The organism is Novosphingobium organovorum (assembly GCF_022832435.1).
Taxonomy (GTDB): Bacteria; Pseudomonadota; Alphaproteobacteria; order Sphingomonadales; family Sphingomonadaceae; genus Novosphingobium; species Novosphingobium organovorum.
This window is the reverse complement of sequence record NZ_JALHLF010000029.1, coordinates 1-23245: the sequence shown is the minus strand read 5'-3', so window position 1 is coordinate 23245 and position 23245 is coordinate 1. Positions and strand designations below refer to the sequence as shown.

Sequence of the window (23245 nt, the reverse complement as noted above, 5' to 3'; positions counted from 1 at the left end):
ATCAGGCGCCGACAACGCGGCGAATAGAAGAGCAACAGGGACGAGAGAGGAGCGGCTATGCAAATGCAGGCCATTGAAAGTGCGATCAATACGCGTTTAATCTGGCGCAATAACGGGGCATTTTGCAATGCATCGCTGCTGGCGCTTGCCGGGGCACTGCTGTTCCCGGCGCTCGCCAATGCCCAAACCACAGGCGCCCAAACTACGGGTGAAGACGTCGCCGCGTCGAGCCAGCCCCCGAAGAAGGAGGAGCCGGCCGAAATCACAGACCGAACCGCCGAAAAGATCATCACCGAAGCGCGCGAGATCGTCGTGGTGGGCACCCGCGCCTCGCTCCAATCGGCAATCAACCGCAAGCGTGACGCGAACACCGTGGTCGATTCGATCGTGGCCGACGACATCGCCAGCTTCCCCGACAAGAACGTGGGCGATTCGCTGGCCCGCATCACCGGTGTCCAGCTCAGCCGCGACTTCGGCGAAGGCGTGCAAGTCTCGATCCGCGGTGTCGAGCCCGACCTCAACCGCGTCGAGATCAACGGCGTCAGCCAGGTCAGCGCGACCGGCTCGCGCACGGGGGACTTTCGTGAACTGGCGACCGAGCTGGTCAAGTCGATCGACGTCTACAAGGGCTATTCGGTCGACCTGACCGAAGGCGGCATCGGCGGCACCGTGCGCATCGAGACGCGCAAGCCGCTCGACCTGAAGAAGCCTCTGCTGACCGGCGTCATCTCCCAGCAACACCTCGACACCGCGCAGACCTGGAAGCCGCGCGTGACTTTCGTCGCCGGCACTCCCAAGTTCCTGATCGACGGCCTGGGTGTTCTGGTGAACGTCACCTATTCCGACGTCGACACACGCCAGGACTACATCTCGAACACCAACTGGAAGCGCCTCGCCGACTTCGACCATTCGAGCGAGAAGACTGTCGCCGACCCCAACTATGCGGACTACGACACCTACGAGAGTTGCTCGGGCGTCACCGGCGCCACCGCCTCGGCCGCGACTGCCGCGCGCCTTGCCTGCGAAACCCAGTTCTTCGACTGGGCGCCCACCGTGCCGCGCTACCGCAGTTGGAACCGCCACGACCAGCGCATTTCGGGCGATCTTACCCTGCAATACCAAGTCGCCCCCAACTTGCGCGCCTTTGCCAACATGCAGATCAACAAGCGCAACCAGACGCTGCAAGACGTCAACTACTCGATCGATTTGACGCGCATCGAGCGGTTTAACCTCGATCCCGCGCTGGCTACCAACGCCTCGGGGGCAACCTCGCGTCCGCAAGTCCAGCTCGGCACGTCGACGGTCAACGCCAACCATGTCGTCACCAGCATGACCACCGCGCTCAACGCGGTGAACATCGGTTCGGCCACCTCGCCCAACTACAACGGTGCGGCGAACATCGTGGGCGTACAGCGCCGCGACTTCAGCTACGATCAGGACTCGAAGTATTTCTCAGGCGGTTTCACCTGGGACGTCAACCGCTTCAAGGTTGATTTCATGGGCAGCCACGCCAGCGCCCATACCGATCAGCAGACCAACTTGATCGCCTTTGGCACCAGCGTCGCGGGGATCACCATCGACCGCAACAACGCCCAGGGCATTCCGGTCTTCCAGTTCCCGAGCGACTTCGACGCGGGCGATCCGGCGGTCTATTCCGACTTCACCCGGACCGATGCCAGTGGCAACGTGCTGCCCGTCTATGGCCCGACCATCCAGTACCGCCCGGCCGAGTACAACAACAGCGAAGACCAGCTCAAACTCGACGTCGACTGGGAAATCGATCACCCGATCATCAGCATGATCGAATTCGGCGCACAGGCCCGTCGCCAGAAGTTCCTCAACTACGGCGCGGGCGGCTCGCGCCTGATCGATCCCGATACCGGGACCTACCAATCGAACGCCAACGTCTCCTACAACACGATCATCGATGATGATCCGGCGGCCTCACGTGTCAACAACACCTACTACCTGACCACCGCGCAATACCAGTCGTTGCTGTCGCAGATTTCCTCGACCACCGGCGGTGCGCCGCTGTTTACCGGGCTCAAGGGCGCACCGTCCTCGATCCCGGGGCGTATCGCCTACCCAAGTTTCAACGCCGAAGCGCTTTCGGAATACTACGACCTGTCGGGGTTCAACCACGATCTGGTACGCTACGCCGACGGCTACCCGCAGATCCCCTCGGCGAAGATCACCGAGACGATCTTCTCCGCCTATGCGATGCTCGATGTGGACACTACCGTCTTCGGGATGCGCCTGACCGGCAACGCGGGGCTACGCTGGACCCACACCAAGGATGCAGGGCTTGGCACCTACGTCAACCGCGTGACCCGCTTTACCGACACAGGCAGCACGCAAACGGTCACGATCTCCGCGTCCGAGGCTGAGATTTCCAACACTTATGACGATTTCCTGCCCGCCTTCAACGCCAACCTGGAGCTAGCCGACAACCTCTATCTGCGCGCCAACTACGCCAAGAACCTGGCCCGTCCGCGCCCGACGGACCTGGTCCCCAACATCAACTGCCTGGACGACCAGACGATCACCGGCACCGACGATGTTTGCTCGGCGGGCAACCCCGACCTCAAGCCCTACCGCGCGGACCAGTGGGAAGTGAACCTGAGCTGGTACCCCAACGCGGACACGCTGCTCAGCCTGGGTTACTACAAGAAGTACGAAAGCAGCTTCGTCATCGGCAACGTCACGCGCGACAACGTGGACCTCTTCCACGATGGCAACACCTACACCGTGCGCCAGCCGATCAACGGACAGGGAGCCCTGCTCGACGGTATCGAAGTCAGCGCCCAGACGGTCTTCAGCTTCCTGCCCAAGCCCTTCGACGGCTTTGGCGTGACGGGCAACATGACCTACGCACGGGCCATTCGCACCAACCTCACCAACGATGCGACCGGCGAGGCGCTGAAGGAATATCCTGGCCTTTCCAAATACACCTACAACGCCAGCATTTTCTACGACAAGGACTGGCTGAACTTCCGACTGAGCTACAACTATCGCTCGAGCTGGCTGGTTTCCGCCATCGATTCAAACAATGGCGGCAACCCGATCTATCGCAAGGGCGAGGGCTACCTCGACGGCAAGATCACGCTGCGCTTCCCCGATTACCACTTCAACGTGTTCTTCGAGATGCAGAACATCACCAAGGAATACTCCAAGACCTACATCAACGCCGACATGCCGGTCGACCTGTACTACCCAGGCCAGCGCATGTTCGTAGGCGTCCAGGCGAAGCTCTGACCCCGCGCGCGGCCCCGAAGGAGGCGCCGTACCGAAACGAAAACCCCGCCCGTTACCGAACGGGCGGGGTTTTTCCGTGCAATGACGATGGCGTGCGATCACACCTCGCCCGGTGCGAAGCCCAGTGCCGCCAGCAGCGCGCCGCGCGCGGTGCGGCACTGCGCCCACAAGTCCGGCTCGCCCAGATCGTCGGGCGCGATGGCCTCGGGCCAATGGCGCGCGATCACCGCCTCGATCCGGTCGCACGCGGCATCATCCAGCAGGAAGCGCGGGTCGATGGCCGCGTGCGCGTCTTCGCTCACCGCCACGCGCAGGCGCAGGCACGCCGGGCCGCCGCCGTTGCGCATGGATTCGCGCACATCGACCACTTCGAGATGCGCGATCGGATTGTCCGCGGCCTGCACTTCGAGCAACCAGTCCCAGACTTGCGGCGTCTCGCGCGCCTCGCGCGGCAGGATCAGCGCCATCGCGCCATCGTCCAGCGTGACGAGCTGCGAATTGAACAGGTACGAACGCACCGCCGCCTCCAGTCCCACGCGCGCGGCGGGCGCCTCGATCACCACCGCGCCCGGCACCCGCTCGGCGATCCGCGCGTAAAGCCCTTCGCGATCCGCAAAGGCCTGTTCGTGGGTGAACAGCACGTTCTCGTTGGCGACGGCAACGACATCGTTGTGGAAGGCTCCGGCCGCGATTGCCGCCTCGGCCTGCTGCACCAGCGCAAAGTCGCCCTGGGCAANCACGTTCTCGTTGGCGACGGCAACGACATCGTTGTGGAAGGCTCCGGCCGCGATTGCCGCCTCGGCCTGCTGCACCAGCGCAAAGTCGCCCTGGGCAAGGCCGTGGCGCCGCGCCAGGGCCGCGCTGGCGGCGCGGTGCTGGCGCGCCGGGAAATCCGCGCCCTCTCCAGCCCCGGCCCCACCGACGACGCGCTCGCCATAGACCAGCACTTCGAGGCTGCGCGCGTCGTGGCGCGCGCCCAGCCGCATGAAATTCGCCGCGCCCTCGTCGCCCAGCGCGGACGGAAGCGCGGCGTGGACCGCGAAGTAACGGGTGTCGGCAAAGGCCAGGCGCAACTGCCGCTCGGTCTCGGCCGGTTCGATCGAACGGTGCAGCATCGTCGACAGGTTGGCGACGCTGAAGTGGCAGCGCCCATCGTGCGTGTCGGGCGCGGGCGAGACCGTCGCCGCGTTCGCGGTCCACATCGCCGAGGCCGAAAGCGCGTTGCGCACCAGCGCGGGTTCGGCCTGCCATGCCGCGCGGCACACCGCATCATCGTCGCCTGCAAAGCCGAGCGCGCGCAGCCAGTCGGTCGCGGGGCGGGCGTGGGGCAGGAACAGCCCCTGAGCCAGGCCCAGTTCCAGCATCCGGCGCATCTTGCCCAGCCCCTGCAAGGCCGCTGCGCGCGGCGCCGAGGTGGCCCCGGCGTTGCGCGCCGACGCCTTGTTGCCAAGCGACAGGCCCGCGTAGTTATGGCTCGGCCCGATCAGTCCGTCGAAGTTGATTTCGCGCATGGCCATGGCCGTTCCTGCCTCTCTTACGGTTGGTGTCACGGCGAAGGATGGGCTTGGGCCATATCATCGCCGGTACGCTATTTTTCCTCATTTCAATGCGCCGAAAAAGCCCTAAAATAGGCACAAGCTAATGAGTGATGCATATGAACGAGGATGACCGGCGAAGCCTGCCACCAATGGCGATGCTGCACAGTTTCGAAACCGCCGCGCGCACCGGATCGTTCACCGCGGCGGCCAGCGCGCTGCGCCTGACGCAAGGCGCGGTGAGCCGCAACATCGCCGCGCTGGAAGACTGGCTGGGCGCTTCGCTGTTCGAGCGCAGCGGGCGGCGTGTCCGGCTCAACGAGACCGGGCAGCGCTACCGCGAGGCGATCGCCCCCGCGCTCGCCGCGATCCGCCGGGCGACCACGCAGCTGCTCGATCCCGGCCCCGAACACGCGCTCGAACTCGCGGTCCTGCCCAGCTTCGGGATGCGCTGGCTCGCCCCGCGCCTGCCCCGCCTCAGCCAGGCGCACCCCGATCTGGTGGTCAACATCACCGCGCGTTCGGACCTGTTCGACTTTGCCCACGAAGCGTTCGACGCCGCGATCCACGTCGGCGCGGCCGACTGGCCGGGCGCCGCGCACGATCGGCTGTTTCGCGAACAGGTCGTGCCGGTGGTCGCGCCCGCTGTGCGCGAGCGTTTCGCCATCGCCCAGCCCGCCGACCTGCTGCGCGTCCCCCTGCTCGCCCAGTCGCGGCGCAAGGACGCCTGGACGCGCTGGTTCGCGCAAAGCGGCCTCGACGCGCCGCAGGGCATGGCGGTGCAAACGCTCAGCCATTTCCTGATGCTCGCGCAGGCGGTCAAGGCCGGGGCCGGGGCCGCGCTCCTGCCCAGCTTCCTGATCGGCCCGGAGCTCGCGGCGGGCGAACTGGTCGTGCCGGTCGCGATCGCACTGACCGAAGAGCGCAGCTACTGGCTCGCCTACCCCGAAAGCGGCGCCCGCTCCCCCGCGCTCGACCGGTTTCGCGACTGGCTGCAACGCGAAAGTGCCGCCGATCGCGGCACAGACGCGATCAGCGGCTGAGCCTCGCCACCGCGTCGGGATCGTCGCGCAGCCGCAGGTAGAGCGTCCCCTCGGCGGAAGGGGTGACGGTGAGCGAGGACCCGGTGAACCCCACCGGGACCTCCACCGGCCGGGCGAAATCGGCGCTCGCCGAAACCGCCGAGACGAAAAACAGGTTGCGCCCGGTCAAGGTGCAGGCCGCTGTACCCTTGGCGCAGGACAACGCGCGGATCTGCGGCAGGCGCACCAAAGTTGCGAGCGGCTGCCAGGCGCCCGGCACCCCGTTGTCGAGCACGCGGTAGCGCAGCGCCCCATAGGTGCCCTGCGGCAAGGAAGCGCTATCGAAGCGCGCGACGAGGACTTGCGCGCTCGACGGGATCAGGCCTTTGCCAAGGGTCAGCCGCGCGAGCGTGCTGTCGCCCTGCGCGATCTCGACGGCGGCGTCGCGGCCGAAGCTCTTGCCCGCAGGCGCTTCGAGCGAGAAGACCAGTTCGCCCCCTTCGGGCAGCAGATCGTCCGATTGCAGCGCCAGCGGCCGGGCTCCGTCCGCGCGCGCCGGCATGGCAACGCTGCGCGAGAGCAGCCGCGCCGACGGACGCGGCGGTGCGATGGTGACCGACAGGCGGGCGGTGCGCCCTTCGGCCAGCTCGACCTTCGCGACCTGCGCCGTGCCTTCGGCGGGGAGCGGCTCGCCCTCGATCGCCAGCGCCAGCACGTCGTGATCGCCCTCGCGGCTGAGGCCGTCGGGGGTGAGAATGGTCTTGCCCAGCGTAATGCGCTTGACCTGATCGAGCCGCTGGCCGGTCAGGGTACCCACGCTGTCCTGCGCGTGGAGATCGAGCGCGTCGAGCCGGCTCGCCTCGGCCCGCGTGTCGAGCGTGACCGAAACCGGGTCCTTCTGACCCTGAAGCTGAACCGCCAGCTGCACCGGGCCGGGCCGCGCATCCTTGAGCGGCACGCTGACCGCCAGCCGGTCGATCGCATCGACCTTCCAGTCGAGCTTTTGCGCAGGCCCCTTGGCGCCCGGCACCTCCATCATGACCGCCGACACGCAAGCCGGTGCCACGCCCGCGAGCGTGGCCGTGCTGTCGCGCCCGAGGATCAGCGGCCCGCCATCGCCCGCCGCCTGCCAGGGCGTACCGTCGGGCCGCTGGAGCGTGAAATCGGGGCCATCGTAAGCTGAAAATCCCCAGCGCCCATGGACGTGGGCGCGCAGCGCTCCGGTAAAAGCCTTGGGCAGCGCGCGCGCATCGAACACATAGCCGCCGTGATCGGCGCGCGCGACGATCGGCAGCTCGACGCTGCGCCCGTCGGCCGCGGTCACGCGCACCTGCATGGCGTGCGCGAAATCGGTGCTGAACACCAGCGGCGCGCCGTCGACCGGAAGGATCACCGGCCCCTGCACCGCGCAGAGCGGCGCGGTCGACGTGGCGTGGAGCTGCGGCGGCACGTCGTCCTCTATCGTGGGCATACCCACCACCATCACCGACTTGGGCTTGGCGAAAGAGGGCGCGGTGTTGAGCAGCAGCGAGAGCCGGTCGTCCTTCGCCACGGTCAGCGCGGGGAGATAGCCGAACTGCGGATTGTTGAACGCCCCGAACAGCTTGGCGATGTCGCGCGCGGCGCCGATATAGGCGCTGTACGAACCCGACCCGGCCTGCGGCGTGGCGCTGAGCTGGAGCGCGAGATCGGTCGGCGTGCCCGCCAGGGTATCGGCGAGCGAACTGGTGTGCAGATCGCTCAGCACCAGCGAGGAGCGCCCCTTGACCAGACACGAGGCCTGCTCGTCGAGCACCTTGTCGAGGCAGTCCTTCTGCAGCTTGATCCCCAGGCTCGAGGCGAGCACCGGGGCGACCTTCTGCAAGGCCTCGGGATCGCGGTCACCCTGCGCGCGGATCGCGCCCATGAAAGCTTCGAGCCGCGAATGGTCGAGCGAGGCTTCGTAGAGCTCGCCGCCCGCGCGCACGAATTCGCCGGGTTTGCCCTGCACCGCCTTTTCCAGCACGCCGTCCGCCCCGCCCGTGCGCGGCACCATGAGCAGCACCAGCTGGTGCGCGCCTTCGGGCACCTTGAGCGTGAGCGTGTTGTCCTTCGCCTTGTCCTTCCAGCCGCGCGCGCCCGCGATCCAGGCGTCGGGCGGCGGGTTCACCGCGCCGCGCAGGAACGCGGAGACGAGCAGAAAATCGTCGGCCTGCTGGCTGGCGTCCTTGCCGCGCGGCAGGTGCAGCGTGATCGCGTCACCCGGCTTGAGATTGGGCACCTGCGAGACCGGCAGCGTTTCGCCGTTACGGGTCACTTCGGCGAGGATGTCGGGGCCGGGCAGTTCGAAATTGGCGCTCTTGTCGTCGGCGCCCAGGACCGGCGTCAGGGGTAGCGCGGCAAGCCCTGTGGCAAGCGCGGCCAGCCCGACGAGAGCGCGGCGCGGCGAAAGGGCGTTCAGGCGGGAAGCGTTGAGCACGGCAAAAACATCCAGATCAGCAACGGGCAAAACAGCGACAGGACAACCACGGCCTCGCACGCGGAAGGCCCCGCGTGCCAGCTCGAGAGGACAACCCGCCGCCGGCCACGATGTTCCGCAGCGCAGCATGAGGTGCCGGTCGGCACGCGCTCTAAAGCTGTTTCGCGTGCGATTTCAAGCCCTCTTCAGGCCCGCATCGGACCAGCCGAACCGCGCCCCCTTGCCAAGATCCACGCCCTAGCGGGCGCCGGATGAGACGAACCGGCCACCCGTCCCGAACAGGGAACGGATGACCGGCATCTCGGTGGAAGGCCGCGATGGCGCGTGCGGGTTGAACGGGCGATGAAGCGCCTTGCCCGCGCGATGTTTCAAAAGGTTGCCAGACATTCAAACGTTCGGCTTCGTGCCTTAGCGGGCGGTGTGATCCGCCCCCCCCCCCATTGCCTCGTTCCCATCACCGCCCCATGTGTCCACGCAGCCGGGCGCCAGGCGCGCAGCCCGTCAGGCGCGGTGGACGTGCGCGTGTCCGGCTTCGTTGCCGTGTTCGCCGTGCCAGTGATCGGCGCAGCACGAACTGCGCGCGGTCTCGACATAGGCAAAGCTCTCCCAGTAAGCGCGCTTGCCGCCTGCGAGCGCGGGCGCCACCGGGTTGACCAGGGCGCTGTCCGGCACCGCGACGAAGGGCTTCATCAGGCTTTCCGGGCTGTGCGCGGCTCCGCCCATCATCGCCATCTCCACGTCGGCCGCCGCCGCCACGTCCTTCAGGGGATCGCCCCGAACGAGGATCAGGTCGGCCAGCATCCCCGGCGCGATCCGGCCGACCGGCTCGTCGAGGAAAGTCCCCGCGTGGCTCGTCGCGCACTTGAGCGCATCGACCGGGCGCACGCCGTAGCGCGCCATGCCGCGCAAGTTGAGGTGCAGGCTGATCGCCACGAGATCGATCGGCGCGTCGGTCCCGGCCAGGAAATGCCAGCCCAGTTCCATCGTCGCCTTGATCTGCGCGACCTGGCGTTCGAGCGAGGCCAGCAGGGGCTTGCCCCCCTCGCCCGTCAAAGCCTTCACCCGCGCCACCAGCTTGGCGTATTCCCAGCTCGGAAACAGGATCTTGATGCGCGGGTCGTGGACCAGCGTATCGTCAAGCCCCAGCAATGCCTGCGCGACGAACAGGGTGTTGGTCCTCCCCGCCTTTGCCGCCGCGAACAGTCCGTTGACGTCCTGATAGCCGCCGCCGAGCGCGGTGATGGTGCGCGAATAACCATAACGGTTGGTCGCCCCCATGTGCTCCATGCAGTCCATCGCGCTGTGGAGCGCGGGATAGTGGTAATGCGAGCTGAGCGGCAGCCCGTGGCGGTGCGCGATATCCACCACCTGCTTTTGCACATCGTGGCGCAGGCGCACGTAGGTCTTGACCATATCGTAGGAGAGCGCGCTGGCGCGTTCCATCTCGCGTTCGAGTTGGCCTGGTTCGGTGACGGGGCGCATGAAGTTGTAGAAGATGCGCCCGCCGTCGATCGCCTCGCCCGTGGCGTAGTGGCGCGGGGCCACGCGCGCGCCCGAATCGATCGCCTCGCGGTCCTCGACCATGTGGTAGGCCGGGCAACCGGGCGAGCGGGTGGCGGTGATCCCCATGGCGAGGAACACGCGGCCCATGCGATCGCCGTAGTTGTAGCCCTGCATCTGGCGGTGGGTGTGCATGTCGATCAGGCCGGGCATCAGCGTGGTCCCTGCCCCGCCCGCGATCCGGCGCGCGTTAGCATCGCGCACCGAACCTGTCGGCACGATCGCGGCGATGCGATTGCCTTCGACCACGACGTCCTTGCCCGAGGCCACGGTTTCGCTCAGCCCGTCCCACAGCGCACTGGCGCTAAGCACGGTGCGCCCTGCGGGCTTGGCCAGCGCCCAGTCGATCCGGCAGGGCACCGTCTCGGGCGCGCCGCCCGCAAGCGCGATGCGCCGAAGCTTGCCATTGCTGAGATAGAGCAGCGTCTGACCGTCCCCGCTCCAGCTCGGCGCGTCGGTGACTTCGCTGTTCAACTGGCGCGGCGCGCCGGTGAAGCCGCCTTGCGGATCGACCGGGACGACCCACAAGGTGCTCGCAAAGACGCAGGCCATGTGCGCGCCGTCGGGCGACCAGACCGGCCCGTCGAGCCCGCGCACGCCCAGCGACTTGCCCTCCATCAGCGGTGTGTAGGTGCCCTTGCCGGTCCGCGTGTCGACCGTCAGGATCTCGCTCAGGCCTTCGCGAAAGCGCGGCGTGACCGGCTTGAACGCGGCGTAGGCGATGGTCTCACCGTCCGGCCCGAAGCTCGGGCGACCCGGCTCCCACAACCCTTCATAGACCGGCTGGATGGTGCCATCGGCCAGCGTCACGCGCAGCAAGGTGCCGTTCTGGTCGAGACAGGCGACACTCTTGCCATCGGGCGCAAAGGCCCCGCTGACCAGCCCCTTGTCGGGCGCGTTGGTGATCTGGCGGTCCTTGCCACTGGCCAGATCGCGCAGCCAGAGCTGGAGCGTGCCGCCCCGGTCGCTGGCGTAGAGCACGCTTTTCCCATCGGGCGACCAGGCTGGATCGCACTTGAAATCGGGCCCGGCGACAAGCCGCTGCGGGCGCGCGCCAATCGTCATGCGCCAGATGTCGCCCAGCGCGGTGAACACCACCTCGCGCCCGTCGGGCGAAAGTTGCGGCCCGACAATGCCCAGCACCGGGCGCGGCGCCGTGCTGTCGAAATCGCGCCGGTGCTTGGCGTAGACCGGCGTCGTTACCGGCACCCTGGCCGAAAAGGGCAGCGCCGTTTCGGCCCCCGCCGCGCTGCGCGCGACGATCTTGCCATCCGCCGCGAAGACGAAGCCGCCATCATCGCGAAACGCGGGACGGAACGGATAGAGATCGCGCCCCGCCACCGCCTCCACGCCGCCCACGACCAGCGTCACCGCGCCATCGGCGATGCGCGTGTAGGCGAGCGTCCCGTCGGGCGCGATCGCGGGGGCGTGCAGCTGGGCCGGATGGAAGAAATCGGCCGAAGGCGTGATCTCGGCCAGCACCTTGGCCGCCCCGCCAGCGACCGGAACCGCGACGATCCGGGTGCCGTCGGCGACGTAGACCACCGCCGTGCCGTCCGGCGTCCAGGTCGGTTCGCTGTCCTGCGAGGAACCGGTCGAAAGCGCGCGCACCGCCCCACTTGCCACGTCGAGCAGGTGGATGGTGTAGCGCCCGCCCACGCGGTCGCTCGAAAAGGCGATGGTCTTGCCGTCGGGCGACCAGCACGGCTCACGATCGTCGAACAGGCCATCGGTCAGCTGTTCGAGCGCGCCGCCACCCGCGGGCACGGCCCAGATATGGAAATTGCCGCTGCGGTAGCTCTGGAAGGCGATCCGAGCCCCGTCGGGCGACCAGTCGGGCAGCGCGAGATCGTCGAAATCGCCGGTCAGCCGGGTCAGCGGACCGCCTTGCGCGGGCATCGTCCACAAGATGCCGAGCAAATCGAGCGCAACGCGCGTCCCATCGGGCGACAGCGCGAGCGCGACGTTGGTCGCCTCGGTCACGTCCACCGTGGTCTCGCGCCCGGACACCGCCGTGCCGCCGCTCAACGCAGTGCCCGATGCAGCGCCCATCGAGGCCCCCGGCTTGAGCAGGGCAAGGCTCGTCGCCAGTCCGCCCGCGCCCAGTGCCTGCCTGCGGTTGATCGACCAGCGGGTGCTACGGTTCGTCATGTCTGCGCGTTTCCCTTCAAAAAAGATCCGGCCGGCTTGCCTTGCAGGGCATCAACCGGCCGGCAGTCCACGTCCCTGGGGGGGCGATCAGAAGTCGAAGCTGAGGCGGGCGTAGTAAAACCCACCGCTCACGCCGTAGGGCGAATAGGCGTTGTATTTGGAGAACCCGTAGTATTGCAGGTTGGTCGGCAGTTCGTTCGGGTAGGTGTTGAACAGGTTGTTCGCCCCCACCGCGACCTTGATCTGGTCGGTCAAGGCATAGCTGACGTCGAGATCGAACAGCACCTTGGGATCGATCACCGCATCGTAGGCCGCGCTCGAGCTGTTGACCGCGGTCACCTTGCCGTAGCGCGTGGCGCGCAGGTTCACCGCCGCCGGGCCCTTCTCCCACAGCACGCTGGCAATGAACTTGTCGCGCGGGGTGCCCTTCGTATAGTCCCCCTGGCGATCACGCCCGATCAGCACCAGCCCCGCCGCGGTCAGCTCGGCGGGCGCCTCGTCGACGTGGGTGAACACGGTCTTGTTGAAGTTGGCCGAAAGATTGAACGTCGCGGTGCCCAGCCCGCCCAGTTCCTGGCGGTAGGTCGCCACCACGTCGAGCCCGCGGGTGCGCGTGTCGGCGGCGTTGGAGAAGTAGAACCCGCCGGCCGAATTGGTGATCCCCGCCTCGGCCAGCACGGCCATGACAGTGGTCCCGGTCAGCGTGCTCGACAGCAGGATGCGGTCCTTGATCGTGATCTGGTAGGCGTCTGCGGTCAGGCTGAAACCAGGCAAGGCGGTGAACACGAAACCGGCGGAGAAGTTGGTCGATTTTTCCGGCTTGAGCGGCGAAGCGCCAAGCGCGATCGCGGCCTCGGAATCGACCGGCAACGCCTGGACCGGCAGAAGCTGGCTTACCCCGTCGACCGTCACGCTGATCGTACTGGCCGAGGAATAGTGTTCCTGCTGGAGCGTGGGTGCGCGAAACCCGGTGCTCGCCGTGCCGCGCAGCGCGAAGCCGTGCACCGGCTCTATGCGCAGTGAGGCCTTGCCGGTGTTGGTGGTGCCAAAGTCGGAATAGTCCTCGTGCCGCCCGGCCAGCGCCACGTCGACGCCCGGCGCCAGCGTCTGTTCGAGATCGAGGTAGGCGCTCCACGCGTTGCGGTGCCAGTCACCGGCGGAATCGGTGGGAAAGCCGGTCACCCCCTGCGAGCCCGCCGTGCGCAAGGTGCCCGCCTGCGCGCCGGTGGTGGAAACATAGCCCCCATCGATGTACGAGGCTTCCTCGCCCGCTTCGATGCCGAAACCATCGCGCCGGTATTCCGCGCCCGCCGCGATCTGCAGAGGCTCGGCCAGCCCCAGCGAGACTTCCTTGGAAAGGTCGAGGTTGGACGTCCACTGCGAGTTCTTGAGCGTGCCGATATAGATGTCGGTCGGGCTGTCGGGCCCCATCGAGACGTTGAGCGTGGTGGTCTCGCGAAAGCGTACCCGGTCGGCCGCGTAGGAACTGCTCAGGTCATAGTGGATGCCCGCTGGCCCGTCGCCGCGAAACCCGGCGGTGACCTGATAGTCGGTGTCGTAGATGTGCAAGTGCGGCGTATAGCCGTTGGGAAAAATGTCGCTCAGGTTATTGGAGGCATCGGGAAAACGGTAGGTCAGCCAGCCGTTGGCGTGCCGTTTGGAGCCGGTCGCAAAGCTGTAGAACTCGCCCGATCCGGTTGGCACGACGAGATTGTAGCTGACATTGCCGCCCACCGCACCCGGCTGTCCGGCGCGGTTTACGTCCCTGTTGACGGTCGCCTCGCGCGGGTCCGCCGTGCCGCTCGTCGCCGAATAGAGCTCACCCTCGTAGGCGTAGAAGCGCCCGGTGTTGAGGTTGGAGCGACGCGTGTTGTTCTGCACGTAGCCCTCGGCGGTCAGGTGGATGATCGCGCCATCGCCAAAGGTGAAGCCCTTGTCGATCTGGGTGCGCATCTGCTCGCCCCCGCCGTCCCAGGTCAGCCCCCCGGTGGTCGTCATCGAGCCCGAAGTATCGTCCTTGAGGATCACGTTGATGACCCCGGCGATCGCGTCCGAGCCATACTGCGCCGAAGCCCCGTCGCGCAGCACCTCGATGTGCGCCACCGCGTTGCCGGGAATAAGATCGAGGTCAGGCGGCGACTGGCCGTTCTGGGTCGACCCGTTGATGAAGATATTGGCGCTGTTGTGGCGGCGCTTGCCGTTGACGAGCACCAGCAGCTGGTCACCGGACAGGCCGCGCAGGGACAGCGTCTTGACCGCAAAGCTCGCGCCCGCGCCGCCGTTCGAAACGTTGATCGAGGGGACCAGAGTTCCCAGCAGATCGCGCACCGATTGCTTGCCGCTGGCCTTGAGATCCTGCGAACTGAGCACGTCGATCGGAGCCAGACTGTCGGCAACGGTGCGGTTGGTCGATCGCGTGCCGGTGACGATGATCGGGCTGCTCTGCTCGCTCGCTCCCGCGCGGGGGGAGGACGCCTCGGCATCGGCCAGCGTATCGGCCGCCCCGGCCGCGCCATAGGCCATCGCGGGAACCGCCGCGTTGGTCAGGCTCGCCTGCGTGACGAGCGAGAGCGCAATCCCCCCGGTGCGCGTGCGGGTGGCCTTGAGCCCGGTTCCGGCAAGCAGCTGGTGCAGCGCCTGCTCGGGGGTCATCAGGCCGAACGCGGGGCGCGTGCGCATGCCGCGCACCCGGTCGAACGGGTAGACCACCTCGATCCCGGTCTGCTGCGCGAAAGCGTCCATCGCCGAACGTACCGATTGCGCGGGAATGGCGAAATTGACGCGGCTCTCGGAACGGATCTGCGCCATCGCCGGCCCCGCATACGCGCAATAAATGGCCGTAAAAGCAATGCCCAGCCCAATAGCATTCTGCATTCTTCGCATTTCGATAGACCCCCGTCTGCTTTTTCAGCGTTTCACCGGGCAAGACGGACGGTTTCGGATTTTATGCTACAGCCTTCGATAAAATAGTTGCAAAACTTCATGGCTTGCGAAAACATCGGGTCAAGCGCAGGCAAATGCGCGCCGCCGTTCCAAACACGACCAAAGCAATCGGGCTGTGCCGTTCGGGCGCAGACAACCGCTTGCGCCAAGGGAGAAGGACGCCGTCAAACGGGGGAACCGCGCCGTGCATCCTGCTAGAGCCAAACTGGACTGGTTCAAGTCCACCATATTGCCGCATGAAACCGCGCTGCGCGCGCGGCTTCGCCGTATTCTCGCCAACACCTGCGACATCGACGACATGGTCTCCGAAGCCATGACCCGCGCCTATGCGGCGCGCAATTTCAGCACGATCACGAACGGCAAGGGCTACCTGTTCTCGATCGCGCGCAACATGGTGATCGACAACGCGCGGCGCGCCCGCGTCGTCTCGTTCGACGCGCTGGGCGATGCCGAGCTGATCGCCGCCGAGGCCAGCGCGGAAGCGCTGTTGCAGGCGCGCGACGAATTGCGCCGGCTCGAGGAAATCGTCGCCGCGCTCCCCGCGCAGTGCCGCAAAGTGTTTGTCTTGCGCCGTGTCCACGGTAAAACGGTCGGCGAGATAGCACAGGAGATGGGCTTGTCCGTCTCTACTATCAACACGCATCTGGCCCGTGCCACGCTCAAGGTTACCCAGGCCATCGGCCAATACGAGGACTTCGGTTTTGCAGCAGGATGCACCGACATCGCTCCATCGCAGCGAAATCGAGGCTGAGGCTGCGCGTCTTTACCTGGCCGCCCAGACCAGCGGCGACTGGACGCAGGCTTTTGCCTGGATCGAACGCGATCCCGCGCACGGCTACGCCTTCGCCAAAGTCGAGGCGAGCTGGGACCTGTCCGGAAGGCTGGAGGAATTGGCGCTCGACCCGCTGATCGCGGACACCGCCCCCCGTGCGCCCGGCGATGCTCTTGCGCAGGCACGCCCCCATGGCGAAGCGCCGGAACCCGCGAACGACCGGTCCGATCCGGCGCGCCGCGGGATCAGCCGGCGCACGCTGGCCGCCGCAGCGGCCTCGGGCGTGTTTGCCGTCACCGGTGCGCTGGGGCTGCGGCACTGGATGGGCCGCACGATCTATGAAACCGCGATCGGCGAAACCCGCCAGATCGATCTGGCCGACGGCAGCCACATTCACCTCAACACCCACAGCCGCGTCGCGGTGTCCTTCGGCGCGCGCTACCGCGCGGTCGATCTCCTCATGGGCGAGGCCCGCTTCGACATCGCGCACGACGCCAGACGGCCCTTCGTGGTCGATGCCGGGGCCTGCTCGTTCCGCGTGCTGGGCACCGTGTTCAACATCCGCTTCGGGCACGAGTTGACCGAGCTGACCGTGCTTTCGGGCCGCGTCGCGGTGCACGGCGCGGGGATCGCCCCGATCGCGGTGAGCGCGAGGCAGTACGCCGCGATCAGCGACAGCCGCGTGGGGGTGACCACGCTGGGCGAACCCGAACTCGCCCAGCGCACCGCGTGGGAGCACGGGATCATCTCGTTCGATGGCGAAACGCTCGAACAGGCGGTTTCCGAACTCAACCGCTACCGCGCCAAGCCGCTGGTGATCGGTGCGCCGCAGATCGCCGCGCTGCGTATCGGCGGAACGGTGCGCGCGGCGGATTCGCAGACCTTCGTCGAAACGCTCCAGACCAGCTTCGGCATCCGCGCGCTCGACGGGGCCAAGAGCGTACTGCTGATGCCCGGCCCCGATTTCACGGCGGACGGCACACCCAGCCCAAGCGCGCGCCCGGTCACGGCGCCCGCCTCGCCAGGCCTTTCCTCCCCATCCCTCACCCCGCACTGACCGAGCGAAAGGGCCGAGTAGCCCACGCTGAGCGGCCTTGGCCAGCCTGTTGCCGGTGGCCGGCGCACGCCTTTTCTGGAGCCTCCAGGCCCGCAGCACCGAGCGCGCCCGCATCCTGCGAGGCGATCGCGAAATCCTGCTCGGCAGCACCGAACTGGCGCGCCACGCGCGGACGGACGGAGCGCCGGTCCTCGCGCAGCGCGGCGCGATCTTCACGGCGGCCGCGAGGATCGCAGGACCACGACGCGCGCGCCGAGCGTGCCCGACCTGATCGATCCGGTCTGGCTCTACGGCCGTGGCGGCGGTCCGGACATCGTCAATTCGATCGCCAACGCACACGCCGGCATCTGCCCCGGCTTTACCCGCAGCCTAGGGCCAATCCAGCGACAGAACGCGAGAGGAATACCCCGATAGAGCCTTTTGCGAAGGCCCTGCGGGCCTCCCGCGCCGCGCTTACGCTCGCCACCCGCTCGCGCCCGCCAGCGTGCTGGCCCAGAACGCGCCAGCGACCGCGGGTGCGACCAGTTCCGCCGGGATTGCGGCGCGTGCCCAGGGCCCAGCCTGGACGCGCCGCAGAGCAAATCGCTCACGCTGACGGTCGATGCCCCACGCACGTGCGCATGACCGTGGAATAGGGCCTGATCGAGGCCAAGGGAACCGGCAGCATCGTCATCATCGACGACGCCGTGCTGATCCCCGCCAACGGCGAAACGCCAAGCGAGGCCAGCTTCCGCCTGATCGGCGATGTCGCCAACACCTTCGGCCCGCCCGAGGGGCCATTCGGCACCGGCGTCACGCTCGATCTGGGCAGCACCTGGATGGTCACCGGCACGTCCTATCTCACCAAGCTGACGATCCTTCCCGGCGCAAGGCTCATCGGCAAGAACGGCGGGGCAGTGACCATCACTGTCGATGGCAAGACGATGAACGCCGAAAAGCCCGGCTCCTACGTCGGTGCGATTATCGTCACCCCGGCCTGAGCGCCGCGACAAATTCACGCAAACGGGCTGTGGCACCGGCCTGGCGCCACAGCCCGTCCGTGTTTCAGCGATCGCGAGACGCCGGGATCGCAACCCCGGCGTCCCGGTCCGATTCAGCGTCCCGCAACCTTGAACAAGTTGTTCGCGCGGGTCGTGTCGGGAAGCGCGTGATCGGGGTCGATCTCGGCGCTGACGACGGTCTTGCCCGGCGCGATGGTGACCGAGCTGGTGGTGTTGCGGATCCAGCTTTCGGCGGGCATCTGGAAGTCCTCGTGGCTGCCGTCGGCAAAGCGGACGCGCAGCGTCGCGGGCAGGACCAGCTTGTCGTGGCTGCCCACGGTGACGAGCGTGCCCTTGGCCGGATCGCCATCGACCGGAGCGATCGAGTCCACCGCCAGGTCCAGCGTCCAGTTGTGCGCGTACCAGCCGTTCCAGAAGTACGACAGGTCCTCACCGCCTTCGCTCTCCATCGCGCGGAAGAAGTCCGAGGGCTTGGGATGCTTGAACGCCCAGGCCTTGATGAAGCGGCGGAAGGCCGGATCGAAACGATCGGGCCCCAAGATCTGTTCACGCAGCAGGCGCAGGCCCAGCGCCGACTTGAAGTAGCTCATCGCGTGGCGGTACTTCTCGATCACCGTGTCCGAGCGCGACAGCAGGATCGGCGCTTGCGGGTCCTGGAGGATCGGCAGGATCTCATCGACCGGGTTGCCGCCGCCTTCGGCGTATTCGCTGTCGCGCTTGGGCCCGTATTCGCCGTGGTTGAAGTCATCCGATTCGTAGGTATCGATGAAGGTGTTGAACCCCTCGTCCATCCACGCGTCGCGGCGTTCGTCGAAGCCCACGATCATCGGGAACCAGCCGTGCCCGATCTCATGCGCGGTGATCCAGAACAGCTCCTTGCCCTTGTCGTTGATGCCATCGAACACGATGCCAGGGTATTCCATGCCACTGGCCGGCCCCGCCACGTTGATCGCCACCGGCCAGGGGTAGGCGAACCAGCGCTTGGAGAAATTCTCGACCGCGTTCTTGAGGTATTCGGTCGAACGGCCCCAGGCTTCCTTGCCCTGGCTTTCGACCGGGTAGACCGACATCGCCAGCGAGGTCTTGCCTTCGGGCAGATTGATCCGCGCCGCGTCCCAGGCGAACACCGAAGACGCCGTGAAGGCGACGTCGCGCGTGTCGTTCATGTGGTAGTGCCAGGTCAGCGTGCCGCCCTTCTTGGGCCGGGTCGCGGGATCGGACACTTCCTCGGGGCTGCGGATCATCACCGTCGCATCGCTCGTGCGCGCCTTGGCCAGCCGCTCCTGCTGGCGCTTGGTGAGCACCTCCTGCGGGTTCACCAGATCGCCCGAGCCGAACACCATCATCGACGACGGCACGGTGACGTAATAGTCGAAGTTGCCGTATTCGAGGTAGAATTCCTGCGCCAGATAGGGCGCCGTGTCCCAGCCACGCACGTCGTCGTAGACCGCCATGCGCGGATACCACTGCGCGAGATCGTAGATCGGGCCCTTCTTCGACTGGCCCCAGGCCATGCGCCCGCCCCACTTGCCGGGGATCGCGAAATGCCACGCCACACGCAGCTTGAGCGCGCCGCCCTTGCCCTTGAGCTGCTCGGGCAGCGTCACGCGCATGCGGGTATCGCTGACGAGGAAAGGCGCGGCGACGAAGTGCCCGTCCCCCATGTCCACCTCGACCTTGTCGAGCACGAAGCCGTCGGTCGAGACCGGACGCGAGCGGCCACCCGCGAAGGTCGAGCGGCTGTTCGCCTTGTACATGTTCTGGTCGAGCTGGAGCCACAGCACGTCGAGCCGATCGGGGCTGTTGTTGGTGTAGGTGATGACTTCCGACCCGCTCAGCGACGGGCCCTTGGTCTCGGGATCGAGGCTGGCGTGGATTTCGTAGTCGGCCTCGTTCTGCCAGTAGGCCGGGCCGGGAACGCCGCTCGCCGAACGGTAGGCGTTGACGGGAGCAGGCATCGCGAACGGCGCGAAGCTTTCGCGCGGGTTGTAGTCGGCAAAGGCCGAAGACGATGCCACGCCCAGCGCCGCGCACGCCGATACGCACGCCGCGACCCGCAGCGAACGACGTGAAATCCTGTTGTACCTCATCTGTATTAGCGCCCCATGAGCTTGAGTTGCGTCGGGATGGCCCGGCATGGCCCACCCCCTTGTGGTGTTGCACCCATTTGGAAAAGCGGGCCTTCTGCGGACCCGTTGGAAAACGAAGTCGATCGCGCGTGGCGGATCAGGCGGCGGATCAGGCGCCGGATCAGGCGATGGCGAGCGCCACCTTGCCGCGCTCGACCGTGGCGCTTGCGCGCTGGCGGATCGCGCCATCGGGTACAGAGACCTTGTCAAGGACCATGAACCGCGTCGTCAGCGCCTCGGGCGAGACTTCGCACACGCCATAACCGCGCTGGTCGTTGAGGAACTTGACCTGCGGGTTGTTGGCCATGATCCGATCGCTGCCCTTGCGCCGGTCACTGCCATCGCCCCCGCTCGAAATCGAGGTCAGCACGTTCTCGACCGCGACCGGCCTATCCCCATCGAGCAAAAGCCCGGCAAAATTCTGGTGCTCGTCTCCGGTGAAGACCACCGCATTCTCAACCGTGCCCAGCCGCTTCATCAGCCGCTTGCGCGGCGCATCGTAGGCCGCCCAGCTGTCGAGGTTGAGCAGCTTCTCGGGCTCGTTCGCGATACGCCGGTCGATCGGCATCATCATCACCTGCTGGCCGATCACGTTCCAGGTCGCGTCCTTGCGGTGGAGGTTGGCGTCGAGCCAGGCCTCCTGCGCCGCGCCCAGCACTTCGGCCTTGGAATCGTAGACGCCGGGACACGCCGGGCTCCAGCCATCGTTGCACGGCTGGTCCGAACGGAACGAGCGCGTGTCGAGCAGGTTGAGCGCGGCCAGGTTGCCATACGTCAGCCGCCGGTTGGCGTGGATCAGTTCGCCGCGGGGAAACAGCGCCTTGCGCACCGGCATGTGTTCGTACCACACCTGCATCGCGGCCTGGCGGCGCAGGGCGAAGACCTCGGGCGGGACGCTGGGGTCCTTGTCATGGTCACCGACCCAGTTGTCCTCGATCTCGTGGTCGTCGAACGTCGCCAGGAAGGCGTGGCGCATGCGCGCGGACTGCAGGTCGAGATCCTGCAGGTACTGCGCGTAATGGGCGCGGAAGTCCTCCACCGAATAGAGCGCGCGCAGCCGGTGCTGGCGCACTTTCTGGACCGGCAGGCCGTCTTGCGCGAAGCGGTGATCGTACTGGTATTCGTAGATGAAATCGCCGTAGTGGAAGACAAAGGCGAGGTCCTCGGCGGCGAGATGGCGGTAGGCGGCGTAAAAGCCCGCCTCGAAATGCTGGCACCCGCAGATCCCGAAACGCAGCGCCGAAACCGCAGCGCCCACCGGCGGCAGCGTGCGCGCCTGCCCGGTCAGCGACCGGTCCGAGCCGCTCGTGAAGCGGTACCAGTAAGGCCGGTCGGGCTGCAGCCCGGCCACTTCGACATGGACCGAATGGCCAAGCTCGGGACGGGCAATCGCGGTGCCCTTCGCGGCGATCGTCCTGAAGCGTTCATCGCTCGCCACTTCCCACTCCACCGGCAGCGCGGAGAGCGGCATCCCGCCGTGCGGCGCGTAAGGATCGGGCGCAAGGCGCGTCCAGATTACGAAACCGTCGCTCGCCGGATCGCCCGAGGCGACCCCCAGGGTGAAGGGATAGGCGGTGAACCAGCTCTGCGCGCGAACGATGGCCGGAGCCGCCACGGCACCCGCCGCCAACCCGGCCGCGGAATGGATGAGGGAGCGGCGGGAGATCATGGCGTCGTCAATTCCATCGGCTCGAAGGCGGGGTACGCCTCGCCGTCAACACCGTGCGCAGCTTTTCCAGTACTCCGGAAAAACCGCACGCGAACCTACCGCGAAACGCTTGCGGGGCCATGAGATAACGTCTCCCCGCGAAAAGGCAATCGCTGCATTGCAGCACTTTTTCGACGCACTTGGCGAGCGCTACCATCCGCGCGGAGCAGGACACGCGAAAACCGCCCGCCCCGCAGCGCGGGACGGGCGGTCGGCAGCGCTCACGCGCCACCTCGATCCGCGATCAGCTGCCCGACGAGGCCGAAACCGAGCCCGAGGTCGAACCGTCCGCGCTCGCACTCGCCCCCAGGCTCACGCCGCGCGACGAAGCCGATCCATTGGCCGAACCGGTCCCCGAACCGCTGCTTGAACCCAGCGGCGTGTCGGCCGAGCCGCTGCCCGATCCCGAACCACTGCCCGAGGCGCTGGCTTCGTCAAGCGTATCGGTAAGCTTGCCCCTGGCCCCGCTCGCCGCGTTCGAGGCGGTCGAACGGGCCGAACCCAGCGCGCTGGTAGCCTTGTCCTTCACTCCCGACGCCGCGCCCGTGGCGGTGCTGCGCGCCTGCGAAACGCCCGAACCCACCGTGCCCAGCGGCGCGGTCAACGAAGAGGACGTACCGCTCGCCGACGAACCGCTGCCCGACCCGGTCAGCCCCAGGCCCTGCTGCGAAGCCGAAGCCGAACCATTCGCCGCACCGTTCGCCGTGCTGCTCGCGGCGCTGCTCGCGCTGCCCTGCGCGGACTGAAGCGTATCGGTCAGCGCGCCGGTCTGGTTGCCCGCCGCCGAACGCGCCGAACCTGCCAGGTTGCTCGCCTTGCTCGACGCGCCCGAGACCGCACCGGTCGCCGTGCCCGCCACCGAAGAGGTGTCCGGCAGCGCAACCGACGGGGTCGTGGTCGCCGCTTCGCTGCTGCCCGAAGCGGTCTTGCTCACCTTGGAGCGGACCGTGTTGGCGCTGCGCGTCACGCTCATGTCGCCCGCCGCGCTGCCCATCCCGCCGAGCGAACTGCCAACGCCGCCGAGCGTACCACTCATCGAACCACCAAGGCCGCCGCCCAGGCCACCCCCAAGGCCGCCCCCACCCAGAAGCTGCGCATGGGCAGCGCCCGGAACGGCGGCCAGCGCCAGAGCAAGAGCGGCGGTGCTGAGAATGTTCTTGGTCATGAGACTTCTCCTTTGCGATGTCGTTTTCTGCCCCCGAAAGACCTCAGGGGTGTCTGCACAAAGGAACGGATGGCCCGGCGCACTTCATCCGCACGGTCGGCAAATTTTTCCGAAAAAGGCGCCAAGAAATATTCAACTAGCTGTTTTATATGATTATTATTAGAGAAATCGATTCAAGGGGTTAATACCCCTTGACCCCCTACTGTCCACCTCACCGCGTTCAGCCAACGCTTGATGAGAACGGTGAGGTCGACAGTTTGGGGAGCCCGAGGGCAATGGCCCTCGGAACACATCCCTTCTCACCTTCCCGCGTTCCGGCGTAAAAAAGGGGGCCGTGCCCCCTCCTCTTTCCCGCCCTTTTGTCCGCCTCAGGTCCCCGAACGGCACATCCCGCACACGATACCGTGGCCGGTCCGCTTCCCCGGATCGCGCGCCTCGCCATCGACAAGCTTGAGCGCGGCGCGTGCGCCCGCCCCATGCGCCCGGCGC

The 23245-nt window shown here is 67.0% G+C and carries 13 protein-coding genes; 6 read left to right on the top strand and 7 right to left on the bottom strand.

The features are described 5' to 3' along the window. Nucleotides 1-63 precede the first annotated feature (63 nt). Complete coding sequence (locus MTR62_RS09445) at nt 64-3255, top strand: TonB-dependent receptor (RefSeq protein ID WP_244019709.1); 3192 nt, start codon at nt 64-66, stop codon at nt 3253-3255. Between the two features lie 98 nt (nt 3256-3353). Here the strand turns inward: MTR62_RS09445 and MTR62_RS09440 are convergent, their stop codons facing one another. Beyond that, nucleotides 3354-4772 carry an N-succinylarginine dihydrolase gene (locus MTR62_RS09440; protein WP_244019702.1) on the bottom strand — a complete coding sequence of 473 codons (1419 nt, stop codon included), beginning with the start codon at nt 4770-4772 and terminating at the stop codon, nt 3354-3356. A gap of 137 nt (nt 4773-4909) precedes the next feature. Between MTR62_RS09440 and MTR62_RS09435 the strand changes: the two genes are divergently transcribed. Beyond that, nucleotides 4910-5833: a LysR substrate-binding domain-containing protein gene (locus tag MTR62_RS09435; RefSeq protein WP_244019700.1), complete on the top strand. Its 924-nt coding sequence runs from the start codon at nt 4910-4912 to the stop codon at nt 5831-5833. Here MTR62_RS09435 and MTR62_RS09430 read toward each other — a convergent pair. The 3 genes from MTR62_RS09430 to MTR62_RS09420 form a co-directional block, all read right to left on the bottom strand. Then, a complete protein-coding gene (locus MTR62_RS09430; protein WP_244019692.1) occupies nt 5823-8270 on the bottom strand; it encodes a hypothetical protein in 2448 nt (815 codons plus the stop codon). The two genes, MTR62_RS09435 and MTR62_RS09430, sit on opposite strands and share 11 nt — an antisense overlap. Nucleotides 8271-8771: 501 nt before the next feature. Next, a complete protein-coding gene (locus MTR62_RS09425) occupies nt 8772-11981 on the bottom strand; it encodes an amidohydrolase family protein (RefSeq protein WP_244019690.1) in 3210 nt (1069 codons plus the stop codon). An 87-nt stretch (nt 11982-12068) separates the two neighbouring features. After that, complete coding sequence (locus tag MTR62_RS09420; protein WP_244019684.1) at nt 12069-14789, bottom strand: TonB-dependent receptor; 2721 nt, start codon at nt 14787-14789, stop codon at nt 12069-12071. Between the two features lie 250 nt (nt 14790-15039). Between MTR62_RS09420 and MTR62_RS09415 the strand changes: the two genes are divergently transcribed. The 4 genes from MTR62_RS09415 (at nt 15040) to MTR62_RS09400 (ending at nt 17733) form a co-directional block, all read left to right on the top strand. After that, nucleotides 15040-15675, top strand: coding sequence for an RNA polymerase sigma factor (locus tag MTR62_RS09415; RefSeq protein ID WP_244019676.1), 636 nt, complete (start codon nt 15040-15042; stop codon nt 15673-15675). Beyond that, nucleotides 15626-16753: a FecR family protein gene (locus MTR62_RS09410; protein ID WP_244019674.1), complete on the top strand. Its 1128-nt coding sequence runs from the start codon at nt 15626-15628 to the stop codon at nt 16751-16753. Before MTR62_RS09415 ends, MTR62_RS09410 begins: the two co-directional genes overlap by 50 nt. Before the next feature lie 37 nt (nt 16754-16790). Further along, nucleotides 16791-17024 (top strand): hypothetical protein, encoded by a 234-nt coding sequence (locus tag MTR62_RS09405; RefSeq protein WP_244019665.1) that lies wholly within the window; start codon nt 16791-16793, stop codon nt 17022-17024. 415 nt (nt 17025-17439) lie between these two features. Beyond that, entirely contained in the window at nt 17440-17733 is a 294-nt protein-coding gene (locus tag MTR62_RS09400) for a hypothetical protein (protein WP_244019663.1), read from the top strand. Between the two features lie 113 nt (nt 17734-17846). On the opposite strand, the gene MTR62_RS09395 is transcribed toward MTR62_RS09400, so the two are convergent. The 3 genes from MTR62_RS09395 to MTR62_RS09385 form a co-directional block, all read right to left on the bottom strand. Then, nucleotides 17847-19844, bottom strand: coding sequence for a M1 family metallopeptidase (locus MTR62_RS09395; RefSeq protein WP_244019662.1), 1998 nt, complete (start codon nt 19842-19844; stop codon nt 17847-17849). 160 nt (nt 19845-20004) lie between these two features. Continuing rightward, the gene (locus MTR62_RS09390; RefSeq protein ID WP_244019660.1) at nt 20005-21552 is read right to left on the bottom strand and encodes an alkaline phosphatase D family protein; all 1548 of its coding nucleotides are present in this window, start codon (nt 21550-21552) and stop codon (nt 20005-20007) included. 283 nt (nt 21553-21835) lie between these two features. After that, entirely contained in the window at nt 21836-22756 is a 921-nt protein-coding gene (locus tag MTR62_RS09385) for a hypothetical protein (protein WP_244019658.1), read from the bottom strand. Between the last annotated feature and the right edge of the window lie 489 nt (nt 22757-23245).